At 67.0% G+C, this 14,403-nt stretch carries 15 protein-coding genes; 3 read left to right on the forward strand and 12 right to left on the reverse strand.

Features of this window, described 5'->3' with window-relative positions; all coding sequences use genetic code 11:
* Positions 1-9: 9 nt before the first annotated feature.
* The 3 genes from ftsY to rplS form a co-directional block, all read right to left on the reverse strand.
* A complete protein-coding gene (ftsY, locus tag VEA80_RS13365) occupies positions 10-981 on the reverse strand; it encodes a signal recognition particle-docking protein FtsY (protein WP_325061251.1) in 972 nt (323 codons plus the stop codon).
* Positions 978-2,354 (reverse strand): tRNA (N(6)-L-threonylcarbamoyladenosine(37)-C(2))-methylthiotransferase MtaB, encoded by a 1,377-nt coding sequence (mtaB, locus tag VEA80_RS13370; protein ID WP_349257257.1) that lies wholly within the window; start codon positions 2,352-2,354, stop codon positions 978-980. Before mtaB ends, ftsY begins: the two co-directional genes overlap by 4 nt.
* 113 nt (positions 2,355-2,467) lie before the next feature.
* Entirely contained in the window at positions 2,468-2,875 is a 408-nt protein-coding gene (rplS, locus tag VEA80_RS13375; RefSeq protein ID WP_325061253.1) for a 50S ribosomal protein L19, read from the reverse strand.
* Between the two features lie 147 nt (positions 2,876-3,022).
* Between rplS and VEA80_RS13380 the strand changes: the two genes are divergently transcribed.
* Positions 3,023-3,934 (forward strand): polysaccharide deacetylase family protein, encoded by a 912-nt coding sequence (locus VEA80_RS13380; RefSeq protein WP_325061254.1) that lies wholly within the window; start codon positions 3,023-3,025, stop codon positions 3,932-3,934.
* On the opposite strand, the gene VEA80_RS13385 is transcribed toward VEA80_RS13380, so the two are convergent.
* The 8 genes from VEA80_RS13385 to VEA80_RS13420 all read right to left on the reverse strand — a co-directional run bounded on the left by VEA80_RS13385 (position 3,918) and on the right by VEA80_RS13420 (position 11,342).
* Entirely contained in the window at positions 3,918-4,427 is a 510-nt protein-coding gene (locus tag VEA80_RS13385; protein WP_325061255.1) for a hypothetical protein, read from the reverse strand. The genes VEA80_RS13380 and VEA80_RS13385 overlap by 17 nt on opposite strands.
* Before the next feature lie 17 nt (positions 4,428-4,444).
* Positions 4,445-5,134, reverse strand: coding sequence for a tRNA (guanosine(37)-N1)-methyltransferase TrmD (gene trmD, locus VEA80_RS13390; protein ID WP_325061256.1), 690 nt, complete (start codon positions 5,132-5,134; stop codon positions 4,445-4,447).
* A gap of 4 nt (positions 5,135-5,138) precedes the next feature.
* A complete protein-coding gene (locus tag VEA80_RS13395) occupies positions 5,139-5,330 on the reverse strand; it encodes a hypothetical protein (RefSeq protein WP_325061257.1) in 192 nt (63 codons plus the stop codon).
* 228 nt (positions 5,331-5,558) lie between these two features.
* The gene (rimM, locus tag VEA80_RS20570; protein WP_325061258.1) at positions 5,559-6,932 is read right to left on the reverse strand and encodes a ribosome maturation factor RimM; all 1,374 of its coding nucleotides are present in this window, start codon (positions 6,930-6,932) and stop codon (positions 5,559-5,561) included.
* Positions 6,933-6,960: 28 nt separating this feature from the next.
* A complete protein-coding gene (gene rpsP / locus VEA80_RS20480) occupies positions 6,961-7,323 on the reverse strand; it encodes a 30S ribosomal protein S16 (RefSeq protein WP_414731512.1) in 363 nt (120 codons plus the stop codon).
* A 24-nt stretch (positions 7,324-7,347) separates the two neighbouring features.
* Positions 7,348-8,817: a signal recognition particle protein gene (gene ffh / locus VEA80_RS13410; RefSeq protein WP_325061259.1), complete on the reverse strand. Its 1,470-nt coding sequence runs from the start codon at positions 8,815-8,817 to the stop codon at positions 7,348-7,350.
* 173 nt (positions 8,818-8,990) lie between these two features.
* Positions 8,991-9,926: a S41 family peptidase gene (locus VEA80_RS13415; protein ID WP_325061260.1), complete on the reverse strand. Its 936-nt coding sequence runs from the start codon at positions 9,924-9,926 to the stop codon at positions 8,991-8,993.
* A 318-nt stretch (positions 9,927-10,244) separates the two neighbouring features.
* Positions 10,245-11,342 carry an NAD(P)/FAD-dependent oxidoreductase gene (locus VEA80_RS13420; RefSeq protein WP_325061261.1) on the reverse strand — a complete coding sequence of 366 codons (1,098 nt, stop codon included), beginning with the start codon at positions 11,340-11,342 and terminating at the stop codon, positions 10,245-10,247.
* A 159-nt stretch (positions 11,343-11,501) separates the two neighbouring features.
* Between VEA80_RS13420 and VEA80_RS13425 the strand changes: the two genes are divergently transcribed.
* Together VEA80_RS13425 and VEA80_RS13430 are read left to right on the forward strand one after the other, a co-directional pair.
* Positions 11,502-12,851 (forward strand): HAMP domain-containing sensor histidine kinase, encoded by a 1,350-nt coding sequence (locus tag VEA80_RS13425; RefSeq protein WP_325061262.1) that lies wholly within the window; start codon positions 11,502-11,504, stop codon positions 12,849-12,851.
* A 186-nt stretch (positions 12,852-13,037) separates the two neighbouring features.
* Entirely contained in the window at positions 13,038-13,952 is a 915-nt protein-coding gene (locus VEA80_RS13430) for a hydrogen peroxide-inducible genes activator (protein WP_325061263.1), read from the forward strand.
* Here VEA80_RS13430 and VEA80_RS13435 read toward each other — a convergent pair.
* Entirely contained in the window at positions 13,949-14,284 is a 336-nt protein-coding gene (locus VEA80_RS13435; RefSeq protein WP_325061264.1) for a DUF1475 family protein, read from the reverse strand. The genes VEA80_RS13430 and VEA80_RS13435 overlap by 4 nt on opposite strands.
* Positions 14,285-14,403 lie beyond the last annotated feature (119 nt).

Below are 14,403 nucleotides of genomic sequence, written 5' to 3' on the forward strand. Positions count from 1 at the left end.
GGCGAGCGTTTAGTTGAGGCCAACGAGGGCGCGCGAGAAGCTCTCCGCGTCGAACGGCTGCAAGTCTTCCGCCTTTTCGCCGACGCCGATGAAGTGGATCGGGATGGCGTGGCGTTGGGCGACGGCGACGAGGACGCCGCCCTTGGCGGTGCCGTCGAGCTTGGTCATGACGAGGCCGGTGATTTCGGTGACTGAGCGGAAGCTCTCGACTTGAGAGAGCGCGTTCTGGCCGACCGTGGCGTCGAGCACGAGCAAGGTCTCGTGCGGCGCGTCCTCGTCGAGCTTGCGCATGACGCGGATGATTTTGGCGAGCTCGGCCATCAGCTCGGATTTGTTCTGCAGCCGGCCGGCAGTGTCGATCAAAGCGACGTCGGCGTTTTCCTCCTTGGCGCGCTTCACGCTTTCGAAGGCGACGCCGGCGGCGTCGGCCCCTTGCGTCGAGGAGACAAACGAGGCTTCGGCGCGATCGGCCCAGACTTTGAGCTGTTCGATCGCGGCGGCGCGGAAGGTGTCGGCAGCGCCGATAATCACCTTCGCGCCGGCATTGGTGAGATTCTTGGCGAGCTTGCCGATGGTGGTGGTCTTGCCGGAGCCGTTGACGCCGATGACGAGCACGATGCGGGGCTTCGGGCCCTCGGTCAGATCCAGCTGCGCTTCGCGCGGCTTCAGGATGCGCGCCACTTCAGTCGCCAGAGCTTCACGCGCTTCGGTCTGAGCGTTCTCCTTGCTGAAGCGCTGATCGGCGAGCGCGGCGGAGATGCGCGCGGCGGCGCTCGCGCCCATATCCGAGGCGATCAGCACTTCCTCGAGCGCGTCGATGTCGGCGGCGTCGAGCTTTTCCTTGGTGAAGACCGCGGTGAAGCTGTCGGCGAGTTTGGCCGAGGATTTGCGCAGGCCGTCGAAGAGACCCTTCTTTTGCTCGGCCTCCGGCGCTTGCGGCGCTTCCGCTTTCTTCTTCTTGTCGAACAGGCCCCAGATCATGCGCGAACGCCGATCAGGTGTTGGCCGTCGTGGGCGGTGAAGCGCAGGCGGACGTGCGCGTCCCCCGCCCCCTCGCGGGGCGGGGGCAGGGGGTGGGGGGCGGTGATGTCGAGCACAGGCGCTTCATCCTGCTCGCCCCCCCTCCCAACCCTCCCCCGCACGGAGGGAGGGCTCATGTCGCGCGCGTCGATCAGCACCGGCGTAAAGTCTGGTAAGCGCGCAAATCCTTCGCGTTCAACAACGCCGACGGCTTCGCGGCCGATCCAGGAAACGAGATGGCGTGTGAGTGCGGCGCTTGCGGTTTGGCGGAGGCGTGCGGCGCGCTCTTTGACCAGGCCGCGATCCAGTTGCGGCATGCGCGCGGCGGGCGTGCCTTCTCGCGGGCTGAACGGGAAAGCGTGCACGAAAGCGAGGCCGCATTCGGCGATGATCGAGAGCAGGTTGGCGAAGTGCGCTTCCGCTTCGGTCGGGAAGCCGGCGATGAGATCGGCGCCGAGCGCGATCTCGGGACGTGCGGCCTTGAGGCGCTGACAGAGATCGATCGCTTGCGCGCGCGAGTGGCGGCGCTTCATGCGCTTCAGGATCAGATCGTCGCCGTGCTGCAGCGAAAGATGCAGGTAGGGCGCGACGCGTTCGTTTTTAGTCACGAGTTCAAACAGCTGCTCGTCCATCTCGATCGCGTCGAGCGAGGAGAGGCGCAGCATCGGCAGGTCGGGCACGAGCTTGAGGATGCGCGCGACGAGCGCGCCGAGTTGCGGCTGGCCCGGAAGATCGCCGCCCCAGGAGGTGAGATCGACGCCGGTGAGCACCACTTCGGGCACGCCGTTGGCGGCGAGGCGGCGGATCTGTTCGACCACATCGCCGGCGGGCGCCGAGCGCGAGTTGCCGCGGCCGTAGGGGATAATGCAGAAGGTGCAGCGGTGGTCGCAGCCGTTCTGCACTTGCACGTAGGCGCGGGTGCGTTCGGAAAAGCCGTCGATCAGGTGCGAGGCGGTCTCGCGCACCGACATGATGTCGGCGACTTGCACCCGCTCGTGCGGCGCCGGCGCGAACGTCTCGGCGCGCATCTTTTCGGCGTTGCCGACGACGCGGCTGACTTCGGGCATCGTGGCGAATGATTGCGGATCGATTTGCGCGGCGCAGCCGGTGACGATGATCTCGGCGTCGGGGCGTTCGCGGCGAGCGCGACGGATGGTTTGACGCGCTTGGCGCACGGCTTCGCCGGTGACGGCGCAGGTGTTGACGATCACCGCGTTCGACAGCGCCGCCTCGCCCGCGAGCGCGCGCATGGCTTCGCTCTCGTAAGCGTTGAGGCGGCAGCCGAGCGTCAATATCTCGACATCCGCGCGCGGCGGCTTCACGGGCGCGTTCATTGTTGGAAGGCAATAGGGCAGTAGGGCAGTAGGGCAATAGGGCAGATAAGCTTAGGGCCGCCGCGACCAAGCGCAGCGGCCCTACTGCCTTATTGCCTTATTGCCTTATTGCCCTATTCGGCAGCGTCAGCAGCTGCGCCGACGAAATCCTCTTCGCGGGCGCCGCCGGCGCGTTCGGCGATGCGGGCCGACTTGCCGCGGCGTTCGCGCAGGTAATAGAGCTTCGCGCGGCGGACCTTGCCGCGGCGCACGACCTCGATCGAATCCACCGTCGGCGAGAACAGCGGGAACACGCGCTCGACGCCTTCGCCGAAGCTGATCTTGCGGACGGTGAAGTTGGCGTTGAGGCCAGAGCCGGAGCGGGCGATGCAGATGCCTTCATAGGCCTGCACGCGCTCACGGTCGCCTTCCTTGATCTTGACGTTGACGCGCAGCGTGTCGCCCGGATCGAACGACGGGACGGTCTTGCCCTTGGTGATGCGGGCGACTTCTTCTTTTTCGAGCGTCTGGATCAGGTTCATCGGCACTACCGGAGCGCACGGGCTTACGGCCGGCGCTTCCATTGGAAACCACGGGAAAGCGGGGCGTATAGGGGAAGCGGCTGGCGCTGTCGAGGGGGTGACTGGAGGGCGCGGCGCGATTTAGACCGCCCGTCTCGGGGAGGGACAATGCGGTTCATCATAGCGGCTCTGTCGGCGGCATTCCTGGCCGGAACGGCCGAAGCGCGGGAGCTGGCGCTGAGCTTCGACGACGCGCCGCGGCGCGGCTCGGCGCTGATGCAGGGGCCGGAACGGGCGGAGCGATTGCTGGCGGGGCTCGAGCAGGCGGGCGTGGGTCAGGCCGTCTTCTTCGCCAATTCGGAGCGGGTGGACGAGGAAGGACGCGCCAGGCTGCGCGCCTATGCCGCCGCCGGGCATCTGATCGCCAATCACTCGGCCACGCACCCGCACCTGCGCGAGATGACGGCGGAGGCGTTTCTGGCGGACGTCGTCGCGGCGGATCGCGTGCTGCGGCCGCTGCCGGGGTTTCGGCCGTGGTTCCGGTTTCCGTTCCTGGACGAAGGCGACACGGCCGAGAAGCGCGATGCGGTGCGCGCGGGGCTGACGGCGATAGGCTACGCGCAGGGCTACGTCACCATCGACACTTACGATTGGTACCTCGACCATCTCGCCAACCAAGCGGCGGCGCGCGGCGAGACGCTGAACCTGGAGGCGCTGGGCGCGCTCTATGCGGAGGCGATCGCGGCGTCGGCGGACTTCTATGATGATGTTGCGGTCGCGCATCTCGGCCGCTCGCCGCGGCACGTGCTGCTGCTGCACGAGAACGATATGGCGGCGATGTTCATTCCGCAGCTGGTGGCGGCGCTGCAGGCGGACGGCTGGCGCATCGTCAGCGCCGATGCGGCGTATTCCGATCCGATTGCGCGGACAGAGCCGCAGACACTGTTCTTGGGCCAGGGGCGCGTGGCTGCGCTGGCTGCGGACGCGGGCGCGCCGCGGCGGAGCTTGTTCGGGCCGTTCGAGGAAGAGGCGGAACTCGACGCGCTGTTCGCGGCGCGCGTGCTCAATCGCCCGCGCTAGAGGCGGCGCAACCGACGAAAGCGAGCGGCGCCCCGCCTTGCGGCGGGCGCACGCGCAGCACGGCGTGCTCGCCGGCGCGGCCGAGTTGAAGGGCGATGTTCTGGCCCGAGGCGTCGCGCACGCCGATCAGGCCCTGCGCTTGGTCGAGCACGGTGAGCGCGCCGATGCCGCTTCTGAACCAGGCGAGGTCGGGCGGCGGGAAGAAATAGGCCCAGGCGGGATCGTCGCCTGCCGGGACGATCAGGAAGCCGCGCAGCGCGCGGACGCGCGCCAAGGAGTCCGGCGTGAGCACCGGCGGCAGCGCCGCTTCGACGGCGGCCATTTCCTGGACGGCGCCGGCGCAGGCTGTTTCGACCGCGGCGGTGGTGAGCGGGCCGGTGATGGGCCGCCAGATGGCCGATAGCGCGGCAGAGGCGCGCTGGAGCTCGGCGTTGCTCTGCGCCGCGGCGGGCGCCGCGAACAGGCAGGCGAGGGCGAAGAGGAGAAAGCGCATGGGCGGGCGGCCTTTGATCAGTCGCCGGAGCGGGTGCCTTTCAAATCGGGCCGTCTTTGGGCGGTGAGCTGCTCACGCTGCGCGCGGCGCCACGCCTCGATCTTGGCATGATTGCCTTCGAGCAGCACGTCGGGGATGGCGCGGCCCTCCCACTCGCGCGGGCGGGTGTAGTGCGGATGCTCGAGCAGGCCGTCGCTGAAGCTTTCTTCGATGGTCGATGTGGCGTTGCCGAGCACGCCGGGCAGGAGCCGCACGCAGGCTTCCAGCAGCACCATCGCCGCCGCTTCGCCGCCCGCAAGCACGGCGTCGCCGACCGCGACTTCCTGCATGCCGCGCGCTTCGATGACGCGCTCGTCGAGACCCTCGAAGCGGCCGCAGAAGAGGATGAGGCCGGGGCCCGCCGCCCATGCGCGCGCCATGTCTTGGCTGAACTGCTTGCCGCGCGGAGAGAGATAGATGAGCGGGCGGTCGTTGCGGGGGACGGAGTCGATCGCTGCCGCCGCGACATCGGCGCGGATCACCATGCCGGCGCCGCCGCCGGCGGGGGTGTCGTCGACTTGTCTGTGCGGGCCGAGGCCGAAGTCGCGCAACTGCACGGTGTCGAGCGACCAGGCGCCGTCGCGCAGCGCCTTGCCGATCAGCGAAACGCCGAGCGTGCCCGGAAACGCTTCCGGGAAAAGCGTGATGACGGAGGCCTTGAAGGGCATGGCTCTAGAACACCAGAGTCACACGGCATGCGTCCTCGCGCCAGCGCCCATTGGTGCGGCGGTATAAGCAATCCCAGACTTTCTCGGCTGCGTATCGCTGGCTGTTCTCGATCGTCACGCCCGGAGGGACGGCCTCGTCTCGGGCTATCGTCACCAGCGCTAATTCATCGCTGACAAGCGCAACGCGCGTAACCATTCCGCGGCCCCCCGGAAACTCGATCGTGGAGCTGCCGCATTCATTCTCCACGGCGTTCCATTGAGCGCGTTCCAACGCGGCAATGTCGCGGCTATCGCCGGACGGCCAAGCGTCTGCTGCAATGTTGGCAAGAGCTGCGCGCACGACCACGCACTGGTCAGCCGATCGCTGCGAACAGGCCGTGAGCAACACTATTGATGCGAATAGAACCCAGCGAGCCAAAGGGCGCTACTTGCCCACCGGCTCCGGCGCGGGCGGGTCGATGACGACGCGTTTGGCGGCGAGATCGACGTGCGGGACCGTCTCCTTGGTGAAGGTGACTCGCACGTTCGGGCCGCCGTTCGGGGGGCGATATTCGAGGATGTCGCCGGCGCCGAAGTTCCAGACCGCGACGATGTCGCCGAGCACGGCGCCGTCAAGCGTCTCCGCGCGCGAGCCGAGCAGGTCGACGACGTAGAATTCGTCTTCGGCCGTGGCGGGCAGGTTGGCGCGCGGGATGAAGAGCTTCTGGCCCTTCATCGCCTCGGCTTGCTCGCGCGACTTCACTTCGGGCGCGACGACGGCGACGCCATCTCTCAACTCGCGCCAGCTCTTCGGCTTCAGCAGGATCTTGCCGTCCTCGCCGTAGAGCGGGCCGTAGGAGATGACGCCTTCCTTCCTGTCTGTGAAGGCGCGCAGACGCACTTCGCCCTTCACGCCGAAGGCGCCGGCGATGGCGCCGACGAGCACCATGCCCTTGGCGGCGCCGGCTTTGCCCTTGAAGGCGGGCACGGCTTGGGAGTCGCCCACCGGTTCAGGTTCGCTCACCGGCTTCGGCGCCGCGAGCGGCTTCGGCGCGGCAGGGCGCACCGGGGTCAGGATCGGCGTGCGCGCGATGGGTTGGGCGCGGCCGGCGGCGACCGCCATCGGCTTGGCCGGGATCGGCTTCGCCAGAGCCGCCGCAACAGGCGCGAGCTTCGGCGGCTTTGTGGGCTTCGGCGGCTTCTCGGCCTTCGGCTTCACGGCCTTGGCCGGCTTCTCCGGCGCGGGCGCCGGTTCAGCCGCTGCTTTGGCGGCCGGCTTGGACTTCGCGGCCGGCTTCTTCTCTTCGGCCTTGGGCTCAGGCTTCGCCTTGGCTTCGACCTTGGGCTTCGCGTCCGCCTTGGCCCTTGGCTCGGCCTTTGCCGCCTTGAGCTCAGCTTTCGGCGCAGCCTTGGCTTCGCTCTTCGGCGCCGGTTTTGCCGCCGCCTTCGGTTCGGCCTTCTTAGGCTCCGGCTTAGCCGGCTTGGCCTCTGCCTTGGCCTTGGGCTCAGGCTTCGGCGCCGTCTTCGGTTCGGTCTTCGCCTTTACGTCCGGTTTGGGCGCGGCTTTCGGCTCCGCCTGCTTTGCGGCCGGCGCGGGTTTTGGCGCGGGCTTGGCGGCGGCCTTGGGCGCCGGCGCGGCTTTCGCCGCGACTTTCGGCGCTGTCGCGGCCGCCTTCGGGGCTGGCGGCGCCTTCTTCGGCGCGGCTTTGGCCGGCGCAGCCTTCTTAGCCGCGGGCGCGGCTTCACGGCGCGCGGCCGGCGGCGCCTTCTTGGCGGGCGCGGCCTTGGCCGCGGGCGCCGCGGCCTTCGGCTTGGTCAAAGCGGACTTCTTGTCAGGCAAAGGTTTCTTACGCCTCCGGGGCGGCCTCGCCCGTCGCCGACGCCTTGGCGCGCTCTTCAGCGCGTTCGGTCATCTTCTTGCCGGGCTGGGCCTTGTTGGGGTTGCTGCGGGCTTCACGCTTCATGACGCCGGCCTGATCCAGGAACCGCGCGACGCGGTCGGTCGGCAGGGCGCCCTTCGACATCCAGTCTTGAATCCGGTCGAGCTTCAAAAGGACCCGGTTCGGGTCGTCCGACTTCAATATAGGATTGTAGGTTCCAACTTTCTCAATGAAGCGGCCATCGCGCGGGCTGCGGCTGTCGGCCACAACTATCGAATAGAACGGACGCTTCTTGGCGCCGCCGCGCGCGAGACGGATTTTGAGGGACATTTCTGGTGCTTCTCCTTTGAACTGTTAGCTTTTTTTGTTGGAGCCGGGAAGTCCCGGCAACCCACCGGGGAGTCCCGGCAGGCTTGACGGTGGGTTAAGGCCGGGCAGGGACTTGCCCGAACCCAGCTGCTTCAGGACCTCGGGATTGGGCATGCCGCCCCCCATCCCGGGCATGCCGAAGGGCATCTTGCCCTTGCCCATGGCTTTGGCCATGTCGGCCATGTTCCGGTGCATCTTGAGGAGGCGGTTCACCTCCACGACCTCGACGCCGGCGCCTCTGGCGATACGGGCGCGGCGGCGGCCGTTGATCAGATCCGGCTTGGCCCGCTCGGCCTTGGTCATCGAGCGGATGATGCCGATCTGGCGGTGGATCTGTTTGTCGTCGAGCTGGCTGTCGCTGATCTGGTTCTTGATCTTCTGGACGCCGGGCAACATGCCCATGACGCCCTTGAGACCGCCGATCTGGATCAACTGGCCGAGCTGTTTTTCCATATCGTCGAAGTCGAAGCGGCCCTTGGCCAGCTTCTTGGCCATCTTCTCGGCCTCGGCCCGATCGACGGTCTCGACCGCCTTCTCGACCAAGCCGACGATGTCGCCCTGGCCGAGAATGCGGCCGGCGATGCGCTGGGCGTCGAACGGCTCGAGCGCATCGGCGCGTTCGCCCACGCCGAGGAACTTGATCGGCAGGCCGGTGACAGCGCGCATCGAGAGCGCGGCGCCGCCGCGGCCGTCGCCATCAGCGCGGGTGAGCACGAGGCCGGTCAGCGGCAGACGCTCATGGAAGCGCTTGGCAGTTTCGACCGCGTCCTGGCCGGTGAGGCTGTCGGCGACGAGCAGGACTTCGGCGGGTTTGGCGATGCCGGCGATCGACGCCGCTTCCGCCATCAGCTCTTCGTCGATGGTGGTGCGGCCGGCGGTGTCGAGGATGAGGACGTCATGGCCGCCGAGGCGCGCCGCCTGGAGCGCACGCTTGGTGATGTCCTGCGGCGATTGGCCGGCGACGATCGGCAGCACGTCGACGCCGATATTCTTTCCCAGCGTCGTCAACTGCTCCATCGCCGCCGGGCGGCGGGTGTCGAGCGAGGCCATCAGCACGCGGCGCTTGTCGGTCTTGGTGAGCCGTAGCGCGAGCTTGGCGCAGGTGGTGGTTTTGCCCGAGCCCTGAAGGCCGGCCATCATGACGACGTTCGGGGGTTCCCCATGAACCCTGAGCCCCTCGGGCGGGCCCTCGCCGCCCAGCATGTCGACCAGCCCGTCATAGACGATCTTGATGACCTGTTGGCCCGGCTTCACCGATTTGATGACGGCTTCGCCGACCGCCTCGATCTTCACCTTGGCGATGAAGTCCTTGACCACGGGCAGGGCGACGTCGGCCTCGAGCAGGGCGACGCGCACTTCCCGGAGCGCGGCATCAACGTCCGCATCCGACAGCGCACCGCGGCCGGTGAGCTTGTCGAAGACGCCGCCTAAGCGCTCTGTCAGGGCCTCGAACATCAAATCTCCTTCACGCCAAAGCAAATTTGCCCCGCCGGACGATCACGTCGGGCGGGGTGCCTCGCCAGCCTCCGGGCTCCTGATATGGGGCCGTGTGCCGGTCAAAGCGCGCTTTTTTGGTTGGCGCGTGAGCGGGGTTCTAGCGGGATGGTCAGCGACCGTCAAACTGCGGGTCAATCGGCTGAAAGCAACGCGCGGGCGTGATCCATCGCGGGGTCGCTCTCTGGAGTACGAGCGGCTGTTTCGTGAAGTGGAGCCCGACCGCCGGTGAAGACGCCGCCTCGGGGTGTGGCGAGTTCGCCGGTAATGAGCCGCATGCCAGCGCGGTCGCTCAAAGGAACGACGGTGGAAACGCTGCCGATACCGAAGGTGCGTTGGCCTACCGTTTCAGCGCGTCCACGTTCGACCAGTGCCGCCGCCACCACTTCCGCACCGCTGGCGGTCTGCCCGTCGGTGAGGATGATCAGACGCGCCCCGCGAGTCTCGTCGCCACGGCGAGCATGATAAGTTTGAGGTTCTTCTTCCGGACACTGGCGCGCGCTTAGCACGTTGACGACGACCCCGCCGTTCAGGAAGTGGTCTGCGGTTTCAATCGCTTGATCGAGCAGCCCACCGCTATTGCCGCGCAGGTCGATGATGTAGCCGCGAGGCTCGCTGCGACGCAGCTCACGGATGGCCTCTCTTACACGGTCGGCCGAGCGTTCGTTGAACGTCTTGATGGCGATGACGCCGATGCCGTCATCCAAGCTCCATGTTACCGGTCGGATCGTGATGATGGCGCGCCTCATCTCGAATGTGAGGCGCTCTTCGTCGCGCGTGACAGTGACTGCGACCTCGGAGCCGGGCGCGCCGCGCAGCATGCGCACGACGTCGCTCAACGACGCGCCCGTCACGTCAGAGCCGTCGATCGCAATGATCTTGTCGCCCGACAACACGCCTGCCGCTTCGGCAGGCGTGCCTGCCAGCGGGAATACCACTGTGTGATGTGGAGTCGATTCGGTCAGCTCAAGCCCAACCGCAGCTGTGCAATTGCACGGTCGGAAATCGAGATAACCGCTGTCTCCGCCATCGAGGGCGCTGGCGATGGCGTCGATTGCGGCGCGCGCCAACGCGGCTTCGTTGAGCGACGGTGCGGCGGAAAGTACATAATCATACGCTTGGAGGACTCCAGCTTCGCTGGTGTTGGTCTGGGGAGTCTGGATACCATGCTCCGCCGCGCTCTCGCTGATGCCAGCGAGCGCCAGCGCGTAGGCGCTTGCGACTTCTGCTGGACAACGGCGTTCGAGAGCGTCGAAGGCGGCTGCGATTTCTTGCGCGCCGACTGACTCTTGCGCGACCGCGGGAGCCGGCCCAAGCAGGACGCAGACACTTGCTATAAGTCCCGAAAGAACACGCATACCGGCCACCCCGCGTCACTGCTCCCGTTTCTAAGCCGCAAGCAGGCGCTCCGCCACTTCTTCGCCGATCGCGAGCGACGAAGTCAGCCCTGGGCTTTCTATGCCGAAGAGGCAGATGAGGTTGGCGACGCGGTCGTCGATGACGAAGTCGCCTTGCGGTTCGCCGGGACCGTGGAGCTTGGGGCGGATGCCGGCGTAGTCGGGAGCGAGCGCGCCGTCGGTCAAAGCGGGCCAGAAGCGGCGGATGGTGGCGTAGAAGCTTTCGGCGCGGGCGGGATCGACGGCGTAGTTTTCGGTTTCGACGAATTGAAGATCGGGGCCGAAGCGGGCGACGCCGCCGAGGTCGCGGCGATAGTGCGTGCCGAGCGCGCCGGGAATGGGCGGCGGATAGATGAGGCGCGCGAACGGCGCCTTGGCGCCTTGCAACGCGAAGTAATTGCCTTTGCCGAAATGGAGTTCGGGGATGCGCTCGGCGGGATAGCTTTCGAGAAGGCGCGCGCTGGCCTGCGCGCCGAGGCCGGCGGCGATGACGAGATGACGTGTGCTGATGGTGGTTGGCGCCTCGCCGCCGACGCGGACGATAAAGCCGTCGCTTGAAGGCGCGCCGCCCAGGAATGGCGAGTTCAGCACGACCGCGCCGCCATGCGCCTCGATCTCACCTTCCAACGCGTCCATGTAGCCGTGCGCGTCGAACACGCCGCTCTCGCGCGATTCGAGCGCGGCGACGGCCTCGAGTTCGGGCTCCAGCGCGCGCGCTTCTTGTCCGCTCAGCCAACGGACGCCGTCGACGCCATTGATTTCGGCTTGCGCGGCGAGGCGCTCGAGCGCGGGGATTTCGCTGTCTTCGGTCGCTACGATCAGCTTGCCGCATTTGTCGTAAGCGACGCTGTGCGCGTCCAGGAACGGATAAAGCGCCCGGCGGCCTTCGACGCAGAGCCGCGCTTTGAGGGAGCCGGTCCCGTAATGCAGGCCGGCATGAATCACTTCGGAATTGCGCGAGGAAATTCCGGCGCCCATCCGACTTTCGCGTTCGAGTACGACGACGCTCCGCCCGCGTTTGGCCAAGGCGTAGCCGCAGGCCAGGCCGACAGCGCCCGCGCCGACGATGACGGCGTCGAAATCGCTCATTCGTAAATCATTGCGGTTGCGATCTACCTCGGCGGTTAAGCGAGTTTAATGAGGGAATAGAGCTTACGAACTAGCGGTTAATCTAAACGCAAGCACCCGGGCCGTAACTTCGATGCGCTGGTCGAGGTGCGGGTTGTGATCAATTTCCAAGACCCCTCCATGTTTGCGGCGGCCCGGGCGCACGTGGCCAGCTGGCGCTGGCGCATGGGCGTCGGCACGCTGTTCGCGATCGGCGCATCGTTCGTGCTAGATTCCTTCGCGGCCGGCTTCGGCTGGTTCTTGGCGGTCATGCTGTCGAACGGCTTCGACGCGATGTTGGGCCAGACCTATATCGAAACCCGCGGGCAGCGGGAGCGTCGGACGGCCGGCGTCCTGTTCGTGTGGGGCTGCGCGTTCTCGATCGCCGTATTCTCGGCGATGACGCTTTACTTGGCGGCGTATGGCGGCGGGCCCGGGCGTATCCTTTCAGCGCTGATGGCGGCGAGCGCGCTGGTCAGCGTGATGCTGTTTCTGTTCCAGGCCCCTGGCTTCATGCTGATCACGGCGGCGCCGGCGACTCTGTGTCTCCTGGCGATGGCGCTGATGCCGTTTCAGCAAGCGTCGGCGACGGCTTGGGAAGGCGCGATCGGCGCCGCCTGCGGGGCGGCGGGGTTCCTCGCCTACATGATCCGCGCGGCGCTCTATAATGGGCGGATGATGGCCGGCCTCCGGGAGGCGAGCCGCGAGTCGAAAGAACGCGCGCTCGACGCCGAAGCCAAGCGCGCCGAGGCTGAGGAAGCGAACCGGGCGAAATCGGAATTCTTGGCGGTGATGACGCATGAACTGCGCACGCCGCTCAACGCCGTGATCGGCTACGCGGAGATCATCAATGAAGATCTTGCGGCCGAGGGACGCAAGGAGCTCGCTGAGGACGCGAGCCGCATCTGCGGCTCGGCGCGCCATCTACTCGGGCTGATCGACCAGATTCTGAATCTCTCCAGCATCGACGCGGGCCAAGAAGGATTGTCGCCGCGCGATCTCGATGTGCGCAAGCTGATCGAAGAAGCCGTCGCGTCGGTGCAGGAGGAGGCGCGCGCGAGCGGCAACCGCATCTCGATGCGGGTCACGGCCGAAGCGGAACGCGCCTACACCGACGGCGGCAAGCTCGCAGTATGCTTGGCGGCGCTCTTGTCCAACGCGGTGAAGTTCACATCGGATGGTCTCATCGCCGTCACCGCCGATCGTGAGGAGGTGAACGGCCGCGACCACCTCATCATCTCGGTGTCGGATACCGGCGTCGGCATTGCGGCGGAGGATTTGCCGCGCGCCTTCATGCCATTCACGCAGCTCGATGGATCGGCCACGCGGGCGAAGGGCGGGATGGGGCTCGGCCTCTCGATCGTGCAGCGGGTGGCGGGCGCGCTTGGCGGCGAGGTGCGGGCGGTCAGTCAGCTGGGCGCCGGCTCGACCTTTACACTGAGCCTGCCGCAGCGCTTGGCCGGCGTCCGGGACATTCGCGCAGCGGCTTGATCCGCAAAAAGAAAGTACCCCGCCCCTCCTTTTCAGGAGGGTACGCGCGATCCGCGGGGGGAGGGTAAGGATCGCGCTGCGGGGACTGGGGCTAGAACGGCGCGCGCCCCTGATCGTTCCGGACGGGTTGTCGCATCATCCGAAAGCAATCTGAATATAGACACGCTTGTGCTATAGGCGGTGTCTATGAGCGACCGGATTCCAGCCTCGTCGATGCCCACACTGCGCCAGCTGCAGTTTCTGACCGCGCTGCGGGCCGAGGGGAGCTTTGTCGCGGCAGCCGAAGCGGTGGGCGTCACGCAGCCGACGCTCTCGGCCGGAATCAAGGATCTCGAAACCGCGCTGGGCACGGTGCTGGTTGAGCGCGGGCGCGCGGGCGCGGTGCTGACGCCGGCGGGCGAGGAGGCGGTGGATCGGGCCGCGCGCGCCTTGAGTGAAGTCGAAGAATTGGTGCGCGCGGCGCAAGGCGCGGGCGAGCCGCTGTCGAGCGTCTTCAGGCTGGGCGCCATTCCGACCATCGCGCCGTTCCTGCTGCCGAAAGCGCTGCCGTTGTTGAAGCAGAAGTTTCCCAAGCTGCGGCTGCTGATGCGCGAGGATTTGACCAACCGCCTGATCGATCAGCTGCGCATGCGCACGCTCGATGCGGCCATCATCGCGCTGCCGTACCAGGCGGCAGGCATTGCGACGACGACGATCGCCGAAGACGAATTCTTGCTGCTGACGCCGGACGATCACCCGCTCGCCAAGCGCAACGATCTTTCGCCGGAGCATCTGAAGAACGAAGAGCTGCTGCTGCTCGAAGACGGGCATTGCCTGCGCGAGCACGCGCTGTCGGCGTGCAAGCTTCCCGCGTCGCGGCGGTCGGCGGAAGTGGGGGCGACGAGCCTGCACACGCTCGTGCAGATGGTGGCCGGCGGCATGGGCGTGACGCTGCTGCCGAAACTGGCGGCGGAGGGCGGCGCGGCTGCCGGCGCGCACGTGGCGATGCGCCCGTTCGCGGAGCCGGTGGTGGGACGCGCGATTGGCATCGCTTGGCGCGATGGCGGCCCGCGCGAACAGGAAGCGAAGCTGCTCGCGGACGTGCTGCGCGAGTTGTTCTAGGTCGGCCAGTCCGGCTTCGAGAGCTGCTTGGCGATGTGCGGCAGACGGATGATCAGCCACACCGCCGACCAGACATTGCCGAGGATGAAGATCGGCGCGGCCCAGAGCGCCGCGACGACCCACGAGCGCTCGGTCAAGAACACGATCACGGCGAAGAAGAAGAAGCCGATGTATAGATCGGCGAGGCCGGCGATGCCCCACGGCAGCGTGGTGATGACGGCGAACTGATCGAGGAACGAACCGTGCAGGTCGGTCATGGCGACGGCGGCCCAGATGATGAGACCGAGCATCGCCAGCCCGAGAATGCCGATCGCCGCGCGCAACACGTTCATGGCCTAAGGCAATAGGGGAATAGGGGAGTAGGGCAATAGGCAATTGCGGATTAATGCGGAGCGGGAGGCGCGCATCTGCGGCCCGTTCGGGACTCGGTTCTTGGGGCTCGATTATCGGG

Source organism: Vitreimonas sp. (genome assembly GCF_035627415.1).
Taxonomy (GTDB): Bacteria; Pseudomonadota; Alphaproteobacteria; order Caulobacterales; family Aquidulcibacteraceae; genus Vitreimonas.